At 42.2% G+C, this 22,912-nt stretch carries 19 protein-coding genes; 14 read left to right on the top strand and 5 right to left on the bottom strand.

Annotated features, from left to right (window positions below; translation table 11 throughout):
- The first annotated feature begins 84 nt into the window (after positions 1-84).
- From F0145_RS19885 to F0145_RS19905, 5 genes are all read left to right on the top strand, one after another.
- Positions 85-297, top strand: a complete 213-nt coding sequence (locus F0145_RS19885; protein ID WP_146905180.1) for a heavy-metal-associated domain-containing protein — start codon at positions 85-87, stop codon at positions 295-297.
- Positions 298-379: 82 nt separating this feature from the next.
- Positions 380-2,488, top strand: coding sequence for a copper-translocating P-type ATPase (locus F0145_RS19890; RefSeq protein ID WP_146905177.1), 2,109 nt, complete (start codon positions 380-382; stop codon positions 2,486-2,488).
- Positions 2,489-2,513: 25 nt separating this feature from the next.
- A complete protein-coding gene (locus F0145_RS19895; protein WP_146905173.1) occupies positions 2,514-2,822 on the top strand; it encodes a phosphoribosylpyrophosphate synthetase in 309 nt (102 codons plus the stop codon).
- A gap of 70 nt (positions 2,823-2,892) precedes the next feature.
- Positions 2,893-3,951 carry a class I fructose-bisphosphate aldolase gene (locus tag F0145_RS19900; RefSeq protein WP_150091224.1) on the top strand — a complete coding sequence of 353 codons (1,059 nt, stop codon included), beginning with the start codon at positions 2,893-2,895 and terminating at the stop codon, positions 3,949-3,951.
- 222 nt (positions 3,952-4,173) lie between these two features.
- Positions 4,174-4,833: a TVP38/TMEM64 family protein gene (locus tag F0145_RS19905; protein WP_223816163.1), complete on the top strand. Its 660-nt coding sequence runs from the start codon at positions 4,174-4,176 to the stop codon at positions 4,831-4,833.
- 35 nt (positions 4,834-4,868) lie between these two features.
- Here the strand turns inward: F0145_RS19905 and F0145_RS19910 are convergent, their stop codons facing one another.
- Positions 4,869-7,136, bottom strand: a complete 2,268-nt coding sequence (locus F0145_RS19910; protein WP_223816164.1) for a heavy metal translocating P-type ATPase — start codon at positions 7,134-7,136, stop codon at positions 4,869-4,871.
- A 176-nt stretch (positions 7,137-7,312) separates the two neighbouring features.
- Between F0145_RS19910 and F0145_RS19915 the strand changes: the two genes are divergently transcribed.
- Positions 7,313-8,392 (top strand): sialidase family protein, encoded by a 1,080-nt coding sequence (locus F0145_RS19915; protein WP_150091226.1) that lies wholly within the window; start codon positions 7,313-7,315, stop codon positions 8,390-8,392.
- A gap of 350 nt (positions 8,393-8,742) precedes the next feature.
- Positions 8,743-9,291 carry a hypothetical protein gene (locus F0145_RS19920; protein WP_146905161.1) on the top strand — a complete coding sequence of 183 codons (549 nt, stop codon included), beginning with the start codon at positions 8,743-8,745 and terminating at the stop codon, positions 9,289-9,291.
- 276 nt (positions 9,292-9,567) lie between these two features.
- Here the strand turns inward: F0145_RS19920 and F0145_RS19925 are convergent, their stop codons facing one another.
- Together F0145_RS19925 and F0145_RS19930 are read right to left on the bottom strand one after the other, a co-directional pair.
- Positions 9,568-11,748: a TonB-dependent receptor family protein gene (locus tag F0145_RS19925; protein WP_146905158.1), complete on the bottom strand. Its 2,181-nt coding sequence runs from the start codon at positions 11,746-11,748 to the stop codon at positions 9,568-9,570.
- A gap of 96 nt (positions 11,749-11,844) precedes the next feature.
- Positions 11,845-12,084 carry a hypothetical protein gene (locus F0145_RS19930; protein WP_150091228.1) on the bottom strand — a complete coding sequence of 80 codons (240 nt, stop codon included), beginning with the start codon at positions 12,082-12,084 and terminating at the stop codon, positions 11,845-11,847.
- 136 nt (positions 12,085-12,220) lie between these two features.
- Here F0145_RS19930 and F0145_RS19935 point away from each other — a divergent pair, with 136 nt between their 5' ends.
- A complete protein-coding gene (locus F0145_RS19935) occupies positions 12,221-12,793 on the top strand; it encodes a hypothetical protein (protein WP_150091230.1) in 573 nt (190 codons plus the stop codon).
- A gap of 49 nt (positions 12,794-12,842) precedes the next feature.
- On the opposite strand, the gene F0145_RS26885 is transcribed toward F0145_RS19935, so the two are convergent.
- Positions 12,843-12,971, bottom strand: a complete 129-nt coding sequence (locus F0145_RS26885; RefSeq protein WP_262719856.1) for a hypothetical protein — start codon at positions 12,969-12,971, stop codon at positions 12,843-12,845.
- Between the two features lie 338 nt (positions 12,972-13,309).
- On the opposite strand from F0145_RS26885, the gene hsdR reads away from it, so the two are divergent.
- The 6 genes from hsdR to F0145_RS19965 all read left to right on the top strand — a co-directional run bounded on the left by hsdR (position 13,310) and on the right by F0145_RS19965 (position 21,590).
- Entirely contained in the window at positions 13,310-15,769 is a 2,460-nt protein-coding gene (hsdR, locus tag F0145_RS19940) for an EcoAI/FtnUII family type I restriction enzme subunit R (protein WP_150091232.1), read from the top strand.
- Positions 15,769-16,176, top strand: a complete 408-nt coding sequence (locus F0145_RS19945) for a hypothetical protein (RefSeq protein WP_150091234.1) — start codon at positions 15,769-15,771, stop codon at positions 16,174-16,176. Before hsdR ends, F0145_RS19945 begins: the two co-directional genes overlap by 1 nt.
- A gap of 14 nt (positions 16,177-16,190) precedes the next feature.
- Complete coding sequence (locus tag F0145_RS19950; protein WP_150091236.1) at positions 16,191-17,615, top strand: class I SAM-dependent DNA methyltransferase; 1,425 nt, start codon at positions 16,191-16,193, stop codon at positions 17,613-17,615.
- A complete protein-coding gene (locus tag F0145_RS19955; RefSeq protein WP_150091238.1) occupies positions 17,615-19,108 on the top strand; it encodes a restriction endonuclease subunit S in 1,494 nt (497 codons plus the stop codon). Before F0145_RS19950 ends, F0145_RS19955 begins: the two co-directional genes overlap by 1 nt.
- Positions 19,109-19,172: 64 nt before the next feature.
- The gene (locus F0145_RS26700) at positions 19,173-20,675 is read left to right on the top strand and encodes an HNH endonuclease (protein WP_223816165.1); all 1,503 of its coding nucleotides are present in this window, start codon (positions 19,173-19,175) and stop codon (positions 20,673-20,675) included.
- Positions 20,676-21,590, top strand: coding sequence for a hypothetical protein (locus F0145_RS19965; RefSeq protein WP_150091240.1), 915 nt, complete (start codon positions 20,676-20,678; stop codon positions 21,588-21,590).
- A gap of 58 nt (positions 21,591-21,648) precedes the next feature.
- On the opposite strand, the gene F0145_RS19970 is transcribed toward F0145_RS19965, so the two are convergent.
- Positions 21,649-22,854 (bottom strand): IS256 family transposase, encoded by a 1,206-nt coding sequence (locus F0145_RS19970; protein ID WP_150091242.1) that lies wholly within the window; start codon positions 22,852-22,854, stop codon positions 21,649-21,651.
- Positions 22,855-22,912: the final 58 nt, after the last annotated feature.

Below are 22,912 nucleotides of genomic sequence, written 5' to 3' on the forward strand. Positions count from 1 at the left end.
TATCTTTGTTAAAGAAAAGAAAACGCATAGGTTAAAATCTAGTTCAGCGGATTCTAATGGACAACTAAATGAATATTATTAATTATGGAAACTTTAAAATTCAAAACCAACATTAAATGTGGCGGTTGTGTAGCTACGGTAACGCCCTTTCTGAACCAGGAGAAGAGCATTGAAAAATGGCAGGTAGATACGAATAATCCAGATAAAATATTAACCGTGGAAGGCAGTGCCGTCAACGAGGAAGAAGTAATAGAAGCCATTGAGAAGGCTGGCTTTAAAATCGAGCCGCTCTCCTAAAAGACCACTTCTAAAAAGGATAATCTAAAAAGGTTATCCTTTTCTGTTTTAATCCGCTTTTAATAAACTTAATAATTATACCATGGACCATTCCCATCATCACCATTCCTCTAATTCGCAGGCCAAGGCCAAAGACCTACAGGAAAGTACGCAAGGGCATCTGGCCCAGAAAACTGTTCACGCTCATAATCACGCCATGCCCCAGGAGGGCAATACTGCTCCAGGGCACGGGGAACACGGCCACGACCATCATGCCATGATGATTGATGATTTCCGGAAAAGATTCTGGATTTCGCTGCTACTATCCCTGCCGGTTATTATTATTAGTCCGATGGTGCAGCAAATTCTGGGCTACCAGCTGAATATACCTTATAACATGTATATCTCCTTGGTGCTTTCTACTATAATATTTTTCTACGGCGGCTGGCCCTTTTTAACCGGCCTAAAAGATGAGCTGAAGAAAGGCTCGCCGGGGATGATGACCTTGATTGCGATTGCCATTACCGTGGCTTATGTGTACAGTACGGCTATTGTTTTTGGCTTAGAAGGCATGGACTTCTTCTGGGAGCTGGCCACTTTGATTGTCATTATGTTATTAGGCCATTGGATTGAAATGAAGTCGGTGATGGGGGCTTCGCGCGCTTTGGAGCTGCTAGTAAGCATGATGCCTTCCGAAGCCCACTTGATACGGGGGCCGGAAACGGTGAATGTCCGCATTGATGCCCTACAAAAGGGTGACCTTATTTTAGTTAAGCCGGGGGAAAAAGTACCGGCTGACGGGCTGATTGTGGAAGGGGAAAGTTACCTGAACGAAAGCATGCTGACGGGGGAAAGCAAACCGGTTCAAAAATCCAAAGATGACAAGGTTATTGGTGGCTCCATCAATGGCAATGGTTCTTTAAAAGTTACGGTACAGAACACAGGCGCGGAGAGTTATTTAAATAAAGTGATTAACCTGGTGCAGGAAGCGCAGAAAACCAAATCCGAAACGCAAAACCTGGCCGATAAAGCGGCCCGCTGGCTGACCTACATTGCCCTTTTTGCCGGCTTTGGTACCTTCGCCGTGTGGCTGGCCGTGGGAGCTGAACTTTCTTTTGCGCTGGAACGCATGGTAACAGTAATGGTGATTTCTTGTCCTCATGCCCTGGGTTTGGCCGTGCCGCTGGTGGTGGCTATTTCCACGGCTATTTCGGCCAACAATGGCTTATTAATCCGGAACCGTACCGCTTTCGAAAATTCCCGTAAAATTACCACCATTATTTTCGACAAAACCGGCACTTTAACGCAAGGCTCCCACGAAGTAGCCCGAGTGGTTTCCTTTGCTACGGAATACGCTGAGCAAGAACTGCTGCGCTTAGCGGCCGGCGTGGAACAGAATTCCGAGCACTATATTTCGCAGGGAGTTTTGAAAAAGGCAAAGGAGCAAAAGATTGTGGTTCCTGCTTCGGATCAGTTTAATTATTTGCCCGGAAAAGGGTTGGAAGGCATCGTAGAAGGAAAATCGGTCAAGGTCGTAGGCCCTAATTATATGCAAGAATTTGGTATTCAGGTGCCGGCCAGCAACGCCGAAGATGGCGTAGAAACGGTGGTTTACATCCTAGTGCAGGATAAAGTGGTTGGCTTCATCAGTCTAAAAGACCAAATCCGGCCTGAATCGGCGGAGGCTATCCGGATATTAAAGGAGAACGGCATTAAAAACCTATTGCTCACTGGCGATAATGACCGGGTGGCCAAAAGTGTGAGCGAGGCTTTAAAAATGGATGGTTTTCTGGCGAATGTATTGCCCCACGAAAAGCAAGAAAAAATTAAAGAGCTGCAAGCCAAAGGAGAATTTGTGGCCATGACCGGAGATGGGGTAAACGATGCACCGGCCCTGGCCCAGGCCGATGTAGGCATTGCCGTAGGCTCCGGCACCGATGTAGCAGCAGAAACAGCGGACATCATCCTGGTTAATAGCAATCCACAGGACATTGCCTCTTTGGTGCTGTTTGGGAAAGCTACCTACCGGAAGATGATTCAAAATATTATTTGGGCAACGGGTTATAACGTCATTGCGCTACCCTTGGCAGCGGGTGTTTTGTATCAGCAAGGTATCATGGTGTCGCCGGCCATTGGGGCCGTTTTGATGAGTTTAAGTACTGTAATCGTGGCGATTAATGCCCAATTACTAAAGACCCAGATGAAGCATTAAACCAGACCTAAAAATGATAAATACTATGGAAAGACACAGCTATGACAGCCTTTCGGAGGCCATTGACGATTTAAAGCATCGGGGGTATACCGAAGATTTCAACTTAAAGCCGTTTTGCCTGGCTTGTCCGCGTCTAAACCTGGAATTAAGGCCCGAACAGTTCACCGTAGACGAAACCTACCGGTTTGAAGGCCAGAGTAACCCCGATGACAGTTCGGTTATTTATGCGGTATCCTCTCCCCCGGATTTGAAAGGCATATTAGTAGATGCGTATGGGGTATATGCCGAATCACTCACCCCGGAAATGGCCCAGAAGCTAAAAGCTGCTGTCTAGCTAAAAGGGCGTTAAAGAACCGGGCATTGCGGTTCATTCTTTTAAATTAGAATCACTAAACCATTGAGTTATGCCACAACAGAAAATAATGGATATATTAGGTACGGATGCCGAAGACTTACTTCAATATACTTCGTCTACCGTGACCAAAGACTTGCTGCAGGTACCCGGACCGGATTTTATAGACCGGGTCTTTTTACAAACCAACCGCAGCATACCCGTCCTTCGCAGTCTGGCCACCTTGTTCAACCACGGCCGCTTAGCTGGAACCGGCTATTTGTCCATTTTGCCCATCGACCAGGATATTGAACATACGGCTGGTTTTTCCTTCGCCCCCAACCCCATTTATTTTGACCCGGAAAATATTATTAAACTGGCTATAGAAGGAGGGTGCAATGCCGTAGCTACGACCTTCGGAAATTTAGGAATGATAGCCCGCAAGTACGCCCACAAGATTCCCTTTGTGGTAAAAATAAACCATAACGAACTCCTTACTTACCCCACCAAGCACAACCAGATTATGTTTGGTTCGGTAGAAGAAGCCTGGAACATGGGGGCAGTGGCCGTGGGGGCCACCATTTATTTTGGCTCCGAAGAATCAAACCGCCAGTTGATAGAAGTTGCGGCAGCTTTTGAAAGGGCGCACCAGTTGGGCATGGCTACTATTTTATGGTGCTACACCCGGAATGCCGCTTTTAAGACAAATGATAAAGACTATCACGTAGCTGCCGACCTAACCGGTCAGGCGAATCACTTGGGCGTTACCATTCAGGCCGATATCATCAAGCAGAAAATGCCGGAGAATAACGGTGGCTTTCAGGCCATCAACTTTTCTAAATGGCACCCGGACATGTATAATAAATTAGCTACGGATCACCCGATTGACTTATGCCGCTACCAGGTATTAAATTGTTATATGGGCCGGGCCGGATTGATAAATTCTGGTGGGGAATCGCAAGGAGATACCGATTTACAGCAATCCGTAAGGACGGCCGTGATAAATAAACGCGCTGGTGGCATGGGTTTAATATTAGGCCGAAGAGCATTTCAAAGACCCCTAAAAGAAGGCATCAACCTGCTTAACCTGGTTCAGGATGTTTATGCTGACCAAACGATTACCCTGGCCTAAATCAGTTTTCCTGCTTTAGCCTATCCTTTCCGCGTTTCAGCGGCTACCTACTAACTTAAATGATGCTTGAAAAGGATGCCACCTGGAATAACTTGGCGAGATTTATATGAACGAAAGTAGTTCGTAATAAAAGCCGATTAAACAATTAATTCAACCCTCGATTTTAATAGCAAAAATATGCTTAAACAGCTTTTTCAAAAAAATTTAGGGAGCTTTATTTCCATGGCGCTTCTGGTAATTGTGCCGGTTTCGGTTAGTTCAACCTTAGCTGTTCTACTATATAAATACCAGGACTTGCTTCTAAATTTAACCGTAAGTCAAATTATACTTTATTTTCTGGTTGTTTCTTTAACCATGGCTTTTGCCTTGACCCCTACCACCTTTATTGCTTTACTTACCGGTTTTTACTTGGGCTGGGCCGGTTTTCCGGGCGTAGTGATATCGTATGCCCTGGCTTCCTTAATCGGGTATCAATTAGCCCAAATAATTGACCAGGGCAAACTACTTAAGTTTGTTAACCACTTCGAAAAAGCGGCTGCGGTAATGGAAGAACTAAAACACCAAAGCTGGAGCTTAATTATATTAACCCGTATATCTCCGGTCCTGCCTTTTGCTTTGATGACTTTTATACTGGCCATGATGAAAGTAAACAAGCGTAAATTTTTATTGGCCAGTATTGTGGGGATGTTACCCCGCACTTTATTTTTCTTTTGGCTTGGCACCCAAGCCCAGGATATTATCCTCTTACTGCAAGATTCTGATACGGGTACCAGCGGAAAACTACTAGTCATCGCCCTCATCGCCATATCCGTTTTCGGTTTATATTACCTCTTTAACCGCGCTTTGAAGAAGGCTCTTTCGCGGCAGTCTGTTCAACGATAGTACCAGGTAAATACAATCTTTCTTCCCTTTTGTCATTAAAGCTTTTTGGCTTTTAAGCGCAAGCTATTAGCTACCACCGATACCGAACTCAGCGCCATCGCCGCTCCGGCAATCATTGGGTCCAATAAAAATCCATAGAAAGGGTAGAGCACGCCGGCCGCAATCGGAATGCCAATGAGGTTATAAATAAAAGCCCAGAATAAGTTTTGCCGAATGGCATTTACCGTTAAACGGGATAGTTTCAGCGCCTTTGGCAGCAATTGCAAATCGGAGGTAATCAAAGTCATTTTTGCTACATCAATCGCAATATCCGAACCTTTACCCATGGCAATACTAACATTTGCTTGGGCCAGTGCCTGGGAATCATTAATACCGTCGCCCACCATCCCGACCACTTTGCCTTGGCCCTGGAGCTTTTTCACAAAATCTGCTTTGTCACCCGGCATTACCTCTGCCTGAAAATGCTTTATGCCAACTTGCTGTGCCACCGAAGCTGCGGTCCGGGCATTATCACCCGTGAGCATGTAAACCTCAATACCCTGTTGCTGCAGGGCTTGCACTGCTTTGGCGGATGTGTCTTTAACTTTATCGGCAATGGCCAGAACGGCAATAGCCTTTCCTTCTTCAGCAAAATAAATAACGGTATTAGCGGCCGCTGCCCAGGTATCTGCTAAACTGGAAAGCTCATCAGATAGAGAAATCCCTTGGGCCTTGATATATTTAGGGCTGCCAATTTGGTAAAGATGGCCTTGCCAGCTTGCTTTTACGCCATTACCCGTTACGCTCTCAAAGCTGTCTAACACAACCGATGAACCTACCTGGTCCCGTAAATACCGTACAACTGCCTCCGCCAATGGGTGTTCGGATTGCTGCTCAATGGAAAGCAATACCGAACTTAGCTCCATTTGCCGCAGGCGATCCTCCTCTGACCAGACTAATTCGGTTACCACCGGTTTTCCTTCGGTAATGGTACCAGTCTTATCTAAAATCAGGGCGTTTAGGCGATATGCCTGCTCTAAACTTTCCGCGTCTTTAATTAAAATGCCTTGTTCTGCGCCTTTACCTACGCCTACCATAATCGCGGTGGGAGTAGCCAAACCTAACGCACAGGGGCAAGCGATTACCAGCACGGTAACAAAAGCTAATAACCCTTGGGTCAGACCATTGTCGCCCCCTAAAATTATCCAGGCCGTTAAGCTTATAAGCGCCAGTACAAATACAATTGGCACAAAAATACCGGCAATCTTATCGACTAGTTTCTGCACGGGAGCTTTAGAACCCTGGGCATCCTGCACCAACTTAATAATTTGTGCCAGTAACGTTTCACTGCCCACTTTTTCCGCAACAAACCGAAAGCTGCCTTTTTGATTGATGGTACCAGCGAACACTTTATCGCCCGCTTGTTTTGCAACGGGAACTGGCTCGCCGCTAATCATGCTTTCATCCACAAAAGAGGATCCAAAAGACACCTCTCCGTCTACCGGCACTTTTTCGCCGGCCCGCACTAGTAAAGTATTACCCTTTTGAATAGTGGAAACCGGCACCTCGCGCTCGGTGTCGCCCTCGACGAGCCAAACGGTTTTCGGCTGCAAACCAATGAGCTTTTTAATGGCCGAGGAAGTATTGGATTTCGCCCGTTCCTCCAGCAACTTGCCTAGTAATATAAAAACAATCACCACGGCCGAAGCTTCAAAATAAACGTGGGGATGCAAGCCGCGCGCGTGCCAAAAGGCCGGATAAAGGGTATTAAAAACACTGAAGGCAAAAGCGGTACCGGTGCTTAGGGCCACCAAGGTATCCATGTTGGCTTTGCCATGCCGGGCTTGCCGGAAAGCATTGACAAAAAAGTTACGACCGAAATAGAACAGCACCGGTGCACTTAAGGCCATCATTATCCAGTTACCGTAGGGCAAATCCATCAAGAACATGCCGATGATAACCACGGGTAAGGTAAGCAGCCCGGCTAACAAAGTTTTCTTCTTTAAGGCCTGGTAATGGGATTGCTGGGTTTGTTCCTGGATTTCCTGAGCATTTTCGGTATCAATAATCAAATCATAGCCCACGGACTGCAACGCCTTTTGCATATCCGTTACTTTGACCTGCTTTGGATTATAAGTAACCTGTAAAGTCTGGGTCGCAAAATTCACGTTCGCCTGGGAAACACCAGGGGTATTGGCTACCATCGATTCAACGCTTACCGCACAGGCGGCACAGGTCATACCAGTAACTGGCATCGAAACCTGGGCAGTTGTGGTATCCGCTGTTTTTGAAGGCGCGGTTGGAATAGCTATATCACTTTTCATAAATACAATTTTGTATTAAATAATACGACAAAGGTAATCCGCCGGAAAGCCGGTCTTGTTACAGAATTTGAAGAAAGAGTAATAAGATTTTGCACTTTACTTAAATCCTTATTTTACAACTGTTAAATTATTCCGGGTAATTACTTACCTTAAAGGGTTAAATCATAAATACTACTATGCGCTATTCTATTATATTATTGGGTACCCTTCTCTTGATTACGGCATTGTATTCCGGGTTTAAGCTGAAAAGTGATAAGTTAATGGCTATTACGACCATTAGCACTTTTGGCAAGCAACCCACGATGGCGGTTGATAAAGCCAATAACATCAAAGTGGTTTTTGGCCAGGATAAAGAAATATTCTATACCTATTCCAAAGATGAAGGCAAATACTTTGTAAAGCCGCAACGCATCGCCACCCAAGATAAACTGGCCTTAGGCATGACGAGGGGGCCCCAGATTACTACGACCAAAGATTATACGGTAATTGCAGCGGCAGCGCATACCGGTAAAATAATGGCATACCGCCTGAAAAACGGGGAAACGAAATGGGGAGAACCGGTTAATATTCTAAAAGGTGATACCACGGCTAAAGAAGGGTTTGTGGCCTTAGCGCCGGGTAAAGACAATACCGTGTATGCCACTTGGCTAGATATGCGCCTGGATAAGAAAAACAATATATTCAGTGCTACTTCTCCGGATGGTGGTAAAACCTGGTCGAAGAGCACGTTAGTTTACAAATCCCCGGAAGGACGGGTGTGCCCTTGCTGCCGTCCTTCTATTACGGCCGACCAGAAAGGCAATGTTTATGTGATGTTCCGCAATGAGTTAGGCGGTAACCGCGATATGTATTTAGCGCATTCCAAAGATAGCGGCAAAAGTTTCAGCCCGGCGCAAAAGTTAGGAAAGGGCACCTGGAACCTGAAAGGCTGCCCCATGGACGGTGGCGCCATTGCCTTGGATGCCAAGGGTAAAGTGGGCACTACCTGGCGGCGCGAGAACACTATTTACTACGCGGAGCCGGGGGGCATGGAACAAAAAATGGGAGAAGGACGGGCGAGCAGTTTAACCAAAACAAGCAAAGGAAATTACCTGGTTTGGCAACAAGGCGATAATATTATGGCCCTTACCCCCAATCAATTAAGTACCCAAATAATTGGTGCCGGTATCTATCCACGGTTAACAACCTTAGCCAATCAAAAAGTATTAAGTGTTTGGGAATCAGAAGGGAAGATTGTCGCTACAGTTTTACCTTAAAATCGTAAAATCAAATATAGGTTTCGTGCCCTGCCACGCAATTGTGTTGGCTTGCTCCTGCTCTGAAATCGCCTTCGTACCCGCCCGGAAAAACCTGGCTTGCACGAAGTCTCCGTTTTTTAGGGAAATAAATAATAGCTTTGTCCATGGTGGTTACATAAGTTATGGAGTAACTTTTTAATTTAGGAGCTAAAATTAAAAGGAACCAACGCGAAGGCTAAAGTGCATCATAGCCCTGTTCCTTAATTGTAAGTTTAGCTGATACAAGAACAGGAGCGTATTAGAATTAAAGGTTATTTTTAATTTAAATAAATTACTATGGTGCTGACAAGACATTGAGTAGAACACGGATGACAAAGAACAGCACACTTGCGTTTGCTACTGCTTGGGCCTTTCTGGTCGTGTTCGCCATCCATTTCCTTGATTTTCCTGGAAGTGTACCGCGCTTCCTGGAATTGAGCAACGGTGGAATTTTGCTCGATCAAGTTCCTTCTTTTACAGTAGAGGCAACTTACCAGCGCCTTTCGGATTATGAAGAAGAGGGACGCAAGAGTTATGCCTTTAGAAACCTTACTGTTGACATTCTCTTACCCCTGAGCGTGCTGCCTTTTCTTTTTGTGCTAATGCTCCGTGCGGTAACATCACTTCAACTCAACCGTTCCCTCCGGGTCTTACTAATTTCTTTACCGTTTACTTATGTGATATTTGACTTTGCCGAGAATGTTGCGGTTTTGGTTCTCTTGAACAACTATCCACAACGCATGCATCTCTTGGCAGGGATTCTCCCCTATGTAACATCCGTCAAAAGAGCGGCTTCGCTGTTAGCCCTCTTTGTCCCGCTTGTCATTATGGGGGTTCGATTTCTGCTTTCGAGAATAAACAGACGGGGCGGACGCTAGTTAGCGTTAATATTGTAAGCGCCCTGCTATTAGAATTGGATTATATGAGACCCTGTCTACAGAATTATTTTTCCCCTTTGCTTTATGCTGCTTGCAGGGCTTTCTCATTTATAAATCCTTTAGTGAAGGTCCTAAAGGCCAGTTCTACACGCTCTTCTGGTTGCTTCAGGTATTCCCTACCGACTTGATTCTTGATTTCCTTACTTGTTGAACATAAAGGCACTTATAGACCTATTTGCGTTATTGGCAGCTAATCAATTAACCGATTTTTGGTTCTTAAATTTTGATACCAATCGAGGCATTAAAGCTTCTGCCATCCGAAGGCCAAATACCAGGGCCCGGATAAAAGCTGGGGCGCTTGGTGAAGTAAGAAGTGTTAAAGACATTATTCAGGTTAACCTTGAGCTGAATCTGCCGGGAAATCCGAACAGCCGCATTCACATCCAGAATGCCATAAGCCGGCACCAGCCCAACTGCCCCGTTAGCCGAGGGAGTTACCGTATTCAGCGGGTCGGCATAACTCTTGGCGGTATAGCTGTAAAGCAAAGAAAGGCTGAACGGCTGGTGCCGAATAGTCATGCCATTGCGGCTGATTACCCGCGGCACCGCTTCCACCTGGTTGCCCTTAATCGACCTATTCTCGTTGCCTTGCCGTACCTGTGCCTGGAGATACCGCGCCTCCATCAGGGAAGTAGAAGTAAAGGCGGAAAAATGCCAGTCCGGGGCAAGCGCCTGCTGGTACTCGGTGAAGAACTCCAGCCCTCGGGTTAAGGAGTTACCCGTATTGGTACGGAGCAGATAAAATTCACCGGCTTCATCTGTTTGCATTAAACTTCCCAGCCGGTTATTGTAACGTAATTGGAACAAACTGATGTCCCAAGTAAAGGAAGCCAGGTGCCCCCGATAACCCGCCTCCAGGTTATAACCGGTAGCATCTTTCAAGTTTTTATCCGCCCGCTCGAAAGTGGAAGCCGGAATAATATCTTTGAAGATAACGGGCCGGTAAGCCTGGGAAAAGCCGGCGTAGAAATTATGCCCGGTCCGCCACTCATAATCGGCATTGATACCCAGTAGTGGGAAACGGTGCTTGATGGTATTGGGCAGCTGCTGCGCTTGATAATACGTAATTTGGCCACTCATATCAGATTGCCCACTTTCCAGCCGGAGACCGGGACTTAGGGAAAACTTAGGACTTAACAGCAGCCTGTTCTCAGCAAAGAAGGCAATATTTTTTGTGTTGAAATTAAGGTCTCTTCCCCAACCTGGTTGACTTAAAGTTAAATCAAAGTCGGTACCCGTAGTACCTTTGCCTAATTGAGAGCGATGTAAGTTGTTACGCATCAGCTGTAGGCCTGTAACTAAAGTCGCCGGCAGGGTTCCTAGCTGGTAGCGGTGCCGTAATCGAAGTTCGGCAGTATAACTATGAAACTGGTCAATATCTACCTGCCGGGGAGCATAAGTCAGGGTTTGCGGGTCAATTGTATCGACTACGTTAGCCGGTTTATCAAACTGCACGCTGTTGCGGTTTCCCAGCACGGCGGAGGTGGTCCACTGCAACTGGGTGCGGTCTGAAAATTGATAGTCTACTGTAAGGGAAGGAACATAGATATCGGGATTGAAATAATTCCGGCTCCGGGTGGCCATCCGGGGATTAGCCCGGAACATGCTATCGGTTAAAGGCCCCGGAATCTGGTAGATATAGTTAGAGCGGGCTAACTCCGCTGAAACCCGCAGGGCCTTGGTGGGTTGGTACCGCAGAATAACGCCCTGGGCATCATAATCCGTCTGGCTGTTATCCCGGTAACCGTCCGAGATGCGCTTACTGTAATAAGCATAATAACTTAGCTTACCAACGGTGCCGCTGATGGCATTATAAGTACTTAACAGGCCAAAGGAACCGGCGGCCGCAATGCTTTCCAGGCCAATAGCCTTGGTAGAATCTGGTTGCTTGGAAACGTAATTGAGCATGCCACCAAACTGCGCGCCGTACTGCAACGAGCCCGTGCCGCGGACGATTTCTATCCTTTGCACCGCTTCCATCGGCATGCTGTAATGGGAGGCGGGGTAGCCGTACATATCGGAGTTGGTGATGATGCCGTTTTTGCGGATATTAAACTCCCAGCCCCGGTGCGGGTCCAGGCCGCGGGTAGCAATATTGACCTGGTTACCCGAGCCATCCATGTCGTAGACGAAAACACCCGGTACTTTGGCAAACAGCTGACGGGGTGTTTTCTCCGTAATGTTGGCGTTGAGGTTCTCCAGCTGAATAACTTCGGTTTTCTTGCCGGCAAAAATAAACGTATCTTTTTCCTTAGCTAAGCGCTGGATGGTGGGCTTTTGCCCTGTAACCTCAATTTCCCTTAGTTGTTGTGCTTTGAGGCTGTCAGGGGTAATTTGAGCCAGCCCCAAAGAAGGTATGCTTAAACACAACAATATAAAAACAGCTATTTTCTTCACTTCATCTTAGGTGTAAATGCTGAACTTTATTTAAATAAGCATTTAATCTTTTAAGGTTCTCCTAGAGAATATAAATACAAATCTAATAGTAATGGCTTAATATTGAACAGAAGCTTTACAGATATCATCTGTCTCAAAAACGGCAAAGAGAACATCCGAGTATTTTGGCAACTCTAATAGTAGTAAAGTTACAAAAGGGAAGAAAATATAACAAAAGCCAGAATTTAACCCTTGTTTTACATAATACCAGTTATCGGAGAAAAGGCGTTTGCAGCGTTCTGGGCAGGCCTTTTTTAAGGATTTTTCTGGTACTTTTTCTGGAAAATTAAAATTCACCTTTTTCTACCTGGTTCTTGTATATCAATATAAATATATAGTATATTCGTCAGCTCGGTGGCGGATATCGCTAAGGAAACAGTTAGCTAAACGTCATTATGGTATTTATATATTGGTTAGGCACAATTAGAAAACTATGAAAGAGGCATTTGCCAAAGCGGGATTTGATGTTAGTACAGAGACATGGGCTTTGTTACACGTTGCTAAAGAGTCTGAAAGAAGTATTCGAAATTTTTTCCTTGAAAATCATAAAATTAATCCAAAGTTTATCCTGTCGAATCTGCATATAACGGTTTACTACTCAAAGCACGCTTATGATCAAGTTTCCGAAATCAATCAATCTTGCCACTATGTTTTGGAGACTAAATACGTAAGATTCATGGTAATGCGTCCAGGCGGAGAAAATCCAGACCCTAATCTTTTGCCAGCAGATAATAAAGTAGGAATTAGAATTCAAAAAACTTCTGAATTGCGTGCTCAAATTGAAAGCTATCGCGAGCAACTATGTCAATTTGAAAATACTGAGATTTTGGGAATGCGGAAGCCGAGTACAAAATCCAGAAACGCATTTGGAGCTAAAAAATTTCAGCCTCACATATCCCTTTTAAAAGGGGGAAATGGCATTGTAAATTTAACTGAAGTGGCCGATAATTTTCGTAGTGAAATACAACATATTTATTTCGACCGGTTTGAAATTAAAAAATCATAAATAAACGGTGCTTAACCAAGTATTGAACAATTGCTGGTTTTCTGTTAGCTTAGTTGCCAACTTCCTGAAACCTTACCTCCATCAGCTTCATGAAACTGGGCTTACCGTTATCCCAATCATCGAACACCCCTAATGTTATGGGTAAAATCCCATCATCAAACATTAGTTCTCTAATCATTCAGCATGTACCCGAAAGTCAAGAAGATCACTTGTGGTTTCGTTGTCTGACCACATTATATAATTATATATTGAAAACTGTTTATATTTGCTTTAATATATAATTTTCAAGTTTATTAACTATTCAGAATTAAAAGATTGCTTCTTAATGAGAAATTTAAGGGTTTTTGAAAATTAATTTCAATCATACAATCCTTATATAAAATCTTAAAACAAATTTCGATTAAATAATATTGGATTAAATAATGGATTAGTTCTATATTAAAATCTCTTACTGCTATTTGGCTTAAGCATGCAAACTAAGTCGTATTTTGCAAAGTGTATTTCCCCATTAAATTAATGTATAAAAAGAATTTATCAGAAAGAGATATTTGCACCAAGTTTATAACGCCAGCCTTAGAAAAAGCCGGTTGGGATATGCAAATGCAAGTTTTAGAAGAGGTGTCTTTTACTGACGGCAAAATATATGTTCGGGGAAAATTTACAGCAAGAGGTAAAAGAAAACGGGCTGATTATATTCTGTATTACAAACCTAACATTCCGGTTGCTATTATTGAAGCGAAAGACAATAACCATTCTGTAAGATCCGGAATCCAACAAGCGCTTGATTATTCTAAAATTCTAGATATTCCCTGTGTTTTTAGTAGCAATGGTGATGGATTTTTATTTCATGACAGGACTGCTACCGATAACGACATTGAAACGGAACTTAGTTTAGATGATTTTCCGACGCCAGAAGAACTTTGGGAGCGGTATAAAAAATTTAAAGGCATTGAAACACCTGCTGCTGAAAAAATTGCTTCCCAGGAATATTTCTTTGATGGAACCAATCGAAAACCTAGGTATTATCAACAGATTGCTATAAACCGGACGGTGGAAGCTATAGGCAGAGGCCAGAACCGGATTTTATTGGTAATGGCAACCGGAACTGGAAAAACCTATACGGCTTTCCAGATAGCATATAGATTATGGAAAGCCGGTGCCAAGAAACGCATATTATTTCTCGCTGACCGCACAGCTTTGATAAACCAAACCCGCAAAGGTGATTTTAAACACTTTAAAGGAATAATGACCATCATTAAAAAGAAGGTAGTTATAGGGAAAGATGGCAGCGATGAGTTAGTATCTACTAAGAAAAAAGGCATTGATTCCTCTGATAAAGCATTCGAAATATTTTTAGGTTTATACCAAGGGTTAAGTAATAACGAACCAGCCGTTGAAGATGCTTATAAAGACTTCTCGCCCGACTTTTTCGATTTGGTAATTATTGATGAGTGCCACCGAGGAAGTGCCAAAGATGATAGTAACTGGCGGGAGATTTTAACTTATTTCCGAAATGCCACTCATATTGGTTTAACAGCCACGCCAAAGGAGACTGATGAAGCTAGCAACTCCGAATATTTTGGCGAACCGGTTTATTCTTATTCTTTAAGGCAAGGAATTGATGATGGCTTCCTGGCCCCTTACCGGGTGATTCGGATTGGTTTAAATGTGGATGCGGAAGGTTGGCGGCCGGAACAAGGAAAAACCGACAAATACGGCAATGCCATTGAAGATAGAATTTATAACCGTAGCGATTTTGACCGCAAATTAGTTATTGATGAACGAACCGATACTGTAGCTCAAAAATTAACCGAGTTTTTAAAAGGGTACGACCGCTTTGCCAAAACAATTGTTTTTTGTGTAGACATTGACCACGCCGAACGGATGCGCAGTGCCTTAGCCCGGTACAATCCGGACTTGGTTGCCCAAAATCACAAATATGTAATGCAAATTACTGGCGATAATGATGAAGGGAAAAGGGAATTAGACAATTTTATTAATCCTGAAGAAAAGTATCCGGTAATCGCTACAACTTCTGAATTAATGACCACGGGTGTTGATGCCCAAACCTGCAAAGTAATTGTACTGGATGCCAATATTAATTCTACTACCAAGTTCAAGCAAATAATTGGGCGGGGCACCCGGATAAACGAAGAATACGGTAAATCCTATTTTACCATTCTGGATTTCAGGAATGCCACTGACCAATTTGCCCGGCCCGATTTTGACGGTGACCCAATTAGAATTAAACCAGTAACAGAAGAAACAACGCTGGATGGTATTGTGGACGAAGAAGAAACTAACAACGAACCCATTATCGATACAGAAACTGGCGAAGAAATAGAAATGGGGCGGCCACAAATCCGTCACCCTGAACCTGGTAAGTCCGGCAGTATAATTAATGAGCCCAGACCAAAAATTTATGTTAACGGGGTGGATGTAGCAGCATTAATAACCCGTGAACTGCATTTCGACCAACATGGTAAACCCATTACCACCAGTCTAAAAGACCATACCAAAGAAATAATCAAAGGGCAATATGCTTCTTTAGACGATTTCTTAAGTAAATGGCATGCCACTGACCGGAAAGAAGCCATAATTGCGGAACTACAGGAACAAGGTGTAATGGTAGAGGCATTGTATGAAGCTGTTGACAAGCAGGTTGATTTATTTGATTTGATTTGCCATGTGGCTTTCGACCAGCCGCCTTTGACCCGCAAAGACAGGGCTAACAATGTGAAGAAACGTAACTACTTTACTAAATACGGCGAGCAGACCCGAAGGGTATTAGAAACCTTGCTCGATAAGTACGCCGACGAAGGCATTGAAAACATAGAAAGTATGGAAGTCTTACAGGTTAAACCTCTAAGCGACTTTGGTTCGACCATTGAAATTGTAAACGGCATTTTTGGTAGCCGGGCCAAATACATGGCAGCAGTAAAAGATTTGGAAACAGAATTATACAAAGTAGCCTAATGTGTGTTGTTTCCGACAAAATAAAATTCTGCACCTGTAAAAGCCCTTCAATTGATAAGCTGAATAATTACTGGCTTTTACACCGTTGGGAGAAGGACAAAGATGAATTTGTATTGGGAGAGCCCATGATGCCCTCAGAGTTAACCGACCCAGACTTTATAATCAATAATACCACTTTAGAAAACCGATTAAACGAACCCGGAGCCTTTGATTTCCCCATTGTTTTTAAACCAAAGGACCAATTAGAAATAGTATTTAATAATTTTGCTAAGGACGACTCCAACAGGCTAACCTATTGTTTTCGCTTTAAGAAAGGGAAATGGGTTAAGGAGGAATATGATGTTTTCGAACTGATGAGCCACTACGAGGAATATGCCTTTGGCAAAATGAAGAATTTTAAAGCATAATTATTTAATACCAAATGAGTAACATAAGCGGCGTAATAAAATCTATTAGAGATATATTCCGGAAAGACCCGGGCCTGAGTGGTGATGCCCAGCGCATTGAGCAATTAGGCTGGATGATATTTCTTAAGCTGTTCGACGACAAAGACCAGGAAAGAGAATTAGTTGACCCCAAATATAAATCTCCAATTCCCTCTACTTTTCAATGGCGAAACTGGGCCGCTGATGATGAAGGTATGACCGGGGAAGAGTTGATTAATTTTATTAACAACCAATTATTTCCGGAACTTAAAAACCTGAAAGTAGCTGGTGATAATAAATTAGGAATAATCATCCGTAAAATATTTGATGGAACAAATAATTACATGAAAAGCGGAACCACGTTCCGGCAGGCCATTAATAAACTAAACGAGATAGATTTTAATAGTAGCAAAGAGCATCATATTTTCAATGCCATTTACGAAGATATATTACAAGGACTGGCTACAAAAAAAGATACCGGTGAATTTTATACGCCCCGGGCTGTAACACAGTTTATAATTGATATGGTAAACCCCCAGCTCGGGGAAAAAATTGCGGATCCCGCTTGTGGTACAGCTGGCTTTTTGGTTTGTGCCATAGAACATTTGCGTCAGCAAGTAAAAAATGTAAACGACCGTAAAACTTTACAGGAAACCATTACTGGTACCGAGTTGAAGCCTTTGCCTTTTATGCTAAGCGTAGTTAACTTAATTACGCACGACATAGAAGTACCACAGATAGAAAACGATGACGCCCTAAGCCGCGAATTAACTTCTATCCGGCAGGGGGATAAAGTAGATATTATTGTGGCAAACCCGCCTTTTGGTGGCGTGGTGGGTGATGGTATGGAAACTAATTTTCCGCTAAACTACCGCACCAAAGAAAGCGCCGACCTATTCCTAATTTTATTTATACAGATGCTGAAAGACGGCGGCCGAGGAGGCATTGTTTTGCCGGACGGCAGCTTAACTGGGGAAGGCGTAAAAGCCCGGGTCAGAAAGAAATTACTAGACGATTGTAATCTACATACTATTGTGCGCTTACCACAATCGGTTTTTGCCCCTTACGCCACGGTAAATACTAACTTGTTGTTTTTTGAAAAAGGAAAACAAACAAAAGAAATCTGGTATTATGAGCACACTTTGCCTGAAGGAGCAAAAGCTTACAATAAAACTAAACCTATCCGGATTGAAGAATTTGAACCACTTAAAAAATGGTGGGTTAATCGAAAGGAGAGTGAAATAAGCTGGAAAGTTTCAATAGATGCAGTTATTGAACGCAATTATGATTTGGATATTAAGAATCCGAATAAAGTTGAAGAAAGGGTAGAGCTAAATATTGGGGAAATTCTTAGAATATTAAAATCTGAAAATAATAAAGTAAGTTCCATCATTCAGGAACTTGAAAACGATTTGGTATAATGACAATATTAGATTTCTTTAAAACTGCTCATCCTTCTGTATTGGCGGCCAAAATGATTTTTAAGTATTTGCAGGAACATTATCCTGTTTATAAAATTTCAGATATAGCAGATACCTCAAGTGGGGGAACTCCAAATCGAGGTATGATTGAATATTATAATGGAGAAATTCCTTGGGTAAAATCTGGGGAATTAAAAGATGCCTTAATTACAAGCTGTGGTGAATATATAACAGAGTCTGGATTAAAAAACTCATCAGCTAAATTATTTCCAAAAGGCACTTTATTGGTAGCAATGTATGGAGCTAATATTGGCAAAACGGGAGTTTTAAATTTTGATGCAACTACTAATCAAGCAGTATGTGCAATATTTCCTAAAGTTGAAATTTCAAAAGAATTTTTGTTTTGGTATTTCAAGCAACAACGCATTGACTTTATTGCAATAGGAAAAGGAGGTGCCCAGCCGAATATTAGCCAAACAGTAATAAATAATGCTTCCATTGTTGTTCCTGATAAAAAAAGCCAACAGGCAATTGTGAATTTTTTAGACAATATTGAGAAGGGAAATGGAATTGACGAAAAGTTCTTTTTACATGAGGTTTTAAATGATGTTGAGCGAATTTACAAGTATAAAAATAACTATGTTGACTTGGTAGATAGTTTTAGAAACCAACTTGCCCAAATAAAAAACTTGAACCAAGCCATTTTACAAGAAGCGGTACAAGGCAACTTAGTAGAGCAAAACACTAAAGACGAACCTGCCAGCGAATTACTAAAGCGCATAAAAGCCGAGAAAGCTAAATCAGGCAAAAAAGAAAAAAAATTACCACTAATTAAACCCGAAGAAATTCCTTTTAAAATTCCTAAAAACTGGTTATGGTGTAAAGGAGAAGCAATTGCCAACTACATTGACCCACAACCAAGCCATAGAACACCTCCTGTTTCATTAGATGGAGTACCATATATTGCTATGAGCGATATTAATAAAAATGGTGTTATTAATTTCGTATCAGCCAGAAAAGTATCCTATGCAGTTTTAGAAGAGCATAGAAATAGATATCAGTTACAGAAGGGTGATTTTATTTTCGGAAAAATAGGAACGATTGGTAAACCAGTAAAATTACCAGAGCCATATAATTATACTTTATCAGCTAACGTAATTTTGATTCAGCCAGATAGAAATATAATTGATGATAATTACCTATTCTATTTTTTATGCAGCCCAATAGCTGAAAAGAATCTACGAGACAAAAAAAGCACCACTTCTTACCCTGTTTTTGGTATGGGAAAAGCAAGAGACATGTTAATTCCTCTTCCTCCAATTTCCGAACAAAAACGCATTGTAGCCGAAATTGAAAAGCAATTAGCTAAAACACAACAACTAAAAAATCACATCCTCGCAAACCAACAAGCTACGGAACAATTGCTTAAAGCCTTGTTGCATCAGGCTTTTGCAGTGGAAGAAGTATTGGTGGAAGATTTGGAAGTAGTATAGTTAATATCTAAAGAAAAGAAAACTTATTCTATATATAATTGAGCACAAGCCATTTCATTTCCACATGAATGTAGCTACAGAAATTTTAGAATTACTTTTTACGGAATTTATTCTGTTTATAAAGGCTGCTTCCAGAGAAAAATTTCAGGCTTTCTCTACCTCAACTTACCTGGAAAATCAGGAAAACTACAAAAAAGAAGTTTCTAAAGAAGCAAGAGGTAATTTAGGCAATCAACATTGGAAGCCTGAAGACATTGGCACCGGGAGAATTCAGCAGTTTGTAAGCGGTGCTATTAAAACCAAGGTAAATTATAACGGCCAAATAGTTAACAATAACCTGGTTGATTGGCGAAAGAAAGATGAATTTTCAAAACGCACTAAAAGCAAATCTTTAGAATCAACTCTCTTTAATTTCTACAAAAGTAAAATAAAAGACGCTGATGCCTTTGCCCAATTTATTAACGAAGGATTAAGCTATCAATTTATAGCCTACCTGTTTTTTATTAAGAACAGCGATAAATATTTACCCATATCCCAAGAACGCTTCGATAGAATATTTGAGAAAATTGGCCTTCCTGACTTTAAGACCAAGAATAATGCCTCTTGGGAAAATTACCAGCAATTTTGTGGTATTATAAAACAAGTTCAGAATTTTTTAATATTAAAAGACAAAAATGCTACACTCTTAGATGCCCATTCTTTCCTTTGGATTTTGGGCAGCCAAATGGAAGAAGCAAAAGCTAGGGTTCCTAGTTCTTTAGAATTAACTAAGCGGAATACAGAATCAGCAGTAATACAACCAATAGAGCCAGTTCGGAAAACTGTTTCGGAATTAACCAGTTTGGAATGGACGGAAATATTGCAGAAAGATAAAATAACGACTGAATTTAATTTGTCTATTTTCCAAACGCTTTATTCATTTGAAGACCATAAAACTTATGCCAGCCAAATAGCTATAATTTTAGGAACTAACCATCAGCACTTAAACCTGGAAGTCGGGAGATATGCAAAACGCATTGCAGAATTTTATGAAATAGATTTTACAGCCAGAAGTGCCCGCGAGTTTAAATTCTGGGATTTATTCTTTAATGGCTGGGACGAAGGAACAAAATTTGTTTGGCAACTACGACCAGAAATAGTTGAAGCTTTAGAAGCAACTGGTTTAACTGGCGAAGAACATTTCCTAGATGAATTCTCCCTAAATAATCATGAAGAACTATTTGAAGGATTAAAACGAACAATAACCGTAAATTCTTATGAAAGAAACCCAAAGGCCAGACAACTTTGCGTTAAACACTGGAAAGCAATTTGCGCCGTCTGCTCTTTTGACTTTGAAAAAACTTACGGTGAAATAGGCAGGGGATTTATCCACGTACATCATGTAACCCCCGTTTCAACCATTGGTAAATCTTATCAAATTGACCCTATCAAAGACCTTATCCCAGTTTGTCCTAATTGCCATGCGATGATACATTCACAGGGGCCTCCATTAAGTATTAATGATTTAAAATCAAAATTAAACCAGGAACCAATTGGTAAAATAACCAAAGCGCCATGTAAGAGCTAAATGTATAGAACAAAGGAAATCTTATCAGAATTAAAAGAACTTAATTTACGCACATATCCCTTCGAAAGAGTTAATGAACTAATAAAAGAACTGTTCCAATTTAACGTAATGTCTTACACCTTGGATAAGGGGAAAATATTACTTAGGGCTCGACTAAATAAAAAAGGTGAAGTCTTCCGGAAAGTAAGTGACCTTTCTTATAAACCCCAAGAGTATAATGAAACTTTCCAAAGGGCAAGTACTCCAAATACTACTATGTTTTATGCTGGGATGATTTCAGATAAAGCAGACTCTGGAAAGCTAATAAACTCACAAATAGTAAGCTCATTAGAGGTGAGCCGGTTATATAGAGAAGATGTGCTTGAAGGAGAAGAGAAAATAACTTATGGAAAATGGGAAGTAAAGAGAGAGATTCCATTAATAGCATTATGCTATAATGATGACTATAAAGAAAGAAATTTATTTACGAAAAAGTTAAACGAATCATTTCACAAATTACTTTCAAAAGAGCCTCCGAAACAACAAGAAAATACTAAATTAATTACCGAGTTCTTTGCAAACGAATTTGCTAAGTCTAAAATAAGAAATGATTATGAATATATGCTATCTGCAATATTTACTGAAAATGTTGTTAAAGCTGGATATGCAGGTGTATTCTACCCTAGTGTAAGAAGTGAAGGGCATGGATTTAATGTAGCAATCACTTCCCAATCTGTTAATTCGAATTTAAGACTTACTGGTGTAGGAACCGCTACATTATATAAAAAGGGAAATAGGTCTTTTTTGAATAATGATGGGTATACAATCATAAAACCAGGCCAAAAAGGATTTACCGTGAACTCAATTAGAAATCCTAAAATTTATACACAAAAAGAAATAATATTGAAGTTCCTAAATCATGAAATTGATTTATAAGAAAACTATTGAGGAGGTAGTGTCTAAGGAAGTGTGTAAATGGGTTCGGCCTTGATTCTTATAATTTACATCGGTCCGGGAATAAAGTTACAAACTGATTGAGGATAATACCCCAATTCTGTATCGGCTGGGTCCACTTCTTTGTTATTTCTCTCAGAGCCAGGAACACGGCCTTTTTTACGGCGTTATCGTCCGGAAAAGCTCCTTTTCCTTTGGTATACTTACGGATCTTTCCGTTCAGATTTTCAATCAGATTGGTGGTGTAAATGATCCTGCGGATTTCCAGCGGGAAGTCAAAAAAGACGGTCAGCTCCTCCCAGTTCGTGCGCCAGGATTTGATGGCATAAGCATATTTACTGCCCCAGTTTTGCTCCAACTGCTCCAGGGCCACCGCAGCTAACTCCCGGTTAGGAGCCTGGTAGATAGCCTTCAAATCAGTCGTAAAGGCTTTCTTATCTTTCCACACCACATAGCGGCAGGAATTTCTTATCTGGTGCACGACACATACCTGGGTGGCCGCCTGGGGAAAAACACTGCGGATGGCCTGGGCAAAGCCGGTGAGATTATCACTGCAACTGATGAGCAGATCCTCTACGCCCCGGGCTTTTATATCGGTGAGTACGCTCATCCAGAAAGCCGCGCTTTCCGTTTCGGCCAGCCACAGCCCCAGCAACTCTTTTTTCCCTTTTGTAGTTAATCCTACCGCCAGGTACACGGTCTTGTTGATGACCTTGCCGTTATGACGCACTTTAAAGACAATCCCATCGAGCCAAACAATGCAATAGACCTGCTCCAGTGGCCTTTGCTGCCACTCCAGAATGTCTTCCTGAATCTTGGAGGTTATGTTGGAAATGGCTGATTCGGAGAGGTTAAACTGGTAGATTTCCCGCAACTGCTCTTCTATATCACGGGTGCTCATGCCCTTGGCATACAAGGAAATCACCAATTCTTCGATGCCCTCGGCCAGGTTGCGGCGCTTCGGCACTACCACCGGCTCAAAAGTAGAGGCCCGGTCTCGGGGTACTTTTATCCCTACCGCCCCATATTTACTTTTGAGCGTCTTGCTGGTCTTGCCATTGCGGGAATTACCCGTATTACGGCCTTCCGGCGCATGTTTTTCATAGCCCAGGTGCTGGTCCAGCTCGGCTTCCAGCATTTTTTCCGTGCCCCGTACGTAGAGTTCCTCCATAAAGGAGGCGAAATCCTTCGAGTTCTTGAACTGCTTCAAAAACTCGGCATTCAGAAAGTCTTCTTGGCTGATCATGGCAGTGTTTTTAAATAGTATAAAAGTTAATGAAAAAGGTCCGAACTTCTGCCCGAAC

It is taken from the genome of Adhaeribacter rhizoryzae (assembly GCF_008629685.1).
GTDB classification, from domain to species: domain Bacteria; phylum Bacteroidota; class Bacteroidia; order Cytophagales; family Hymenobacteraceae; genus Adhaeribacter; species Adhaeribacter rhizoryzae.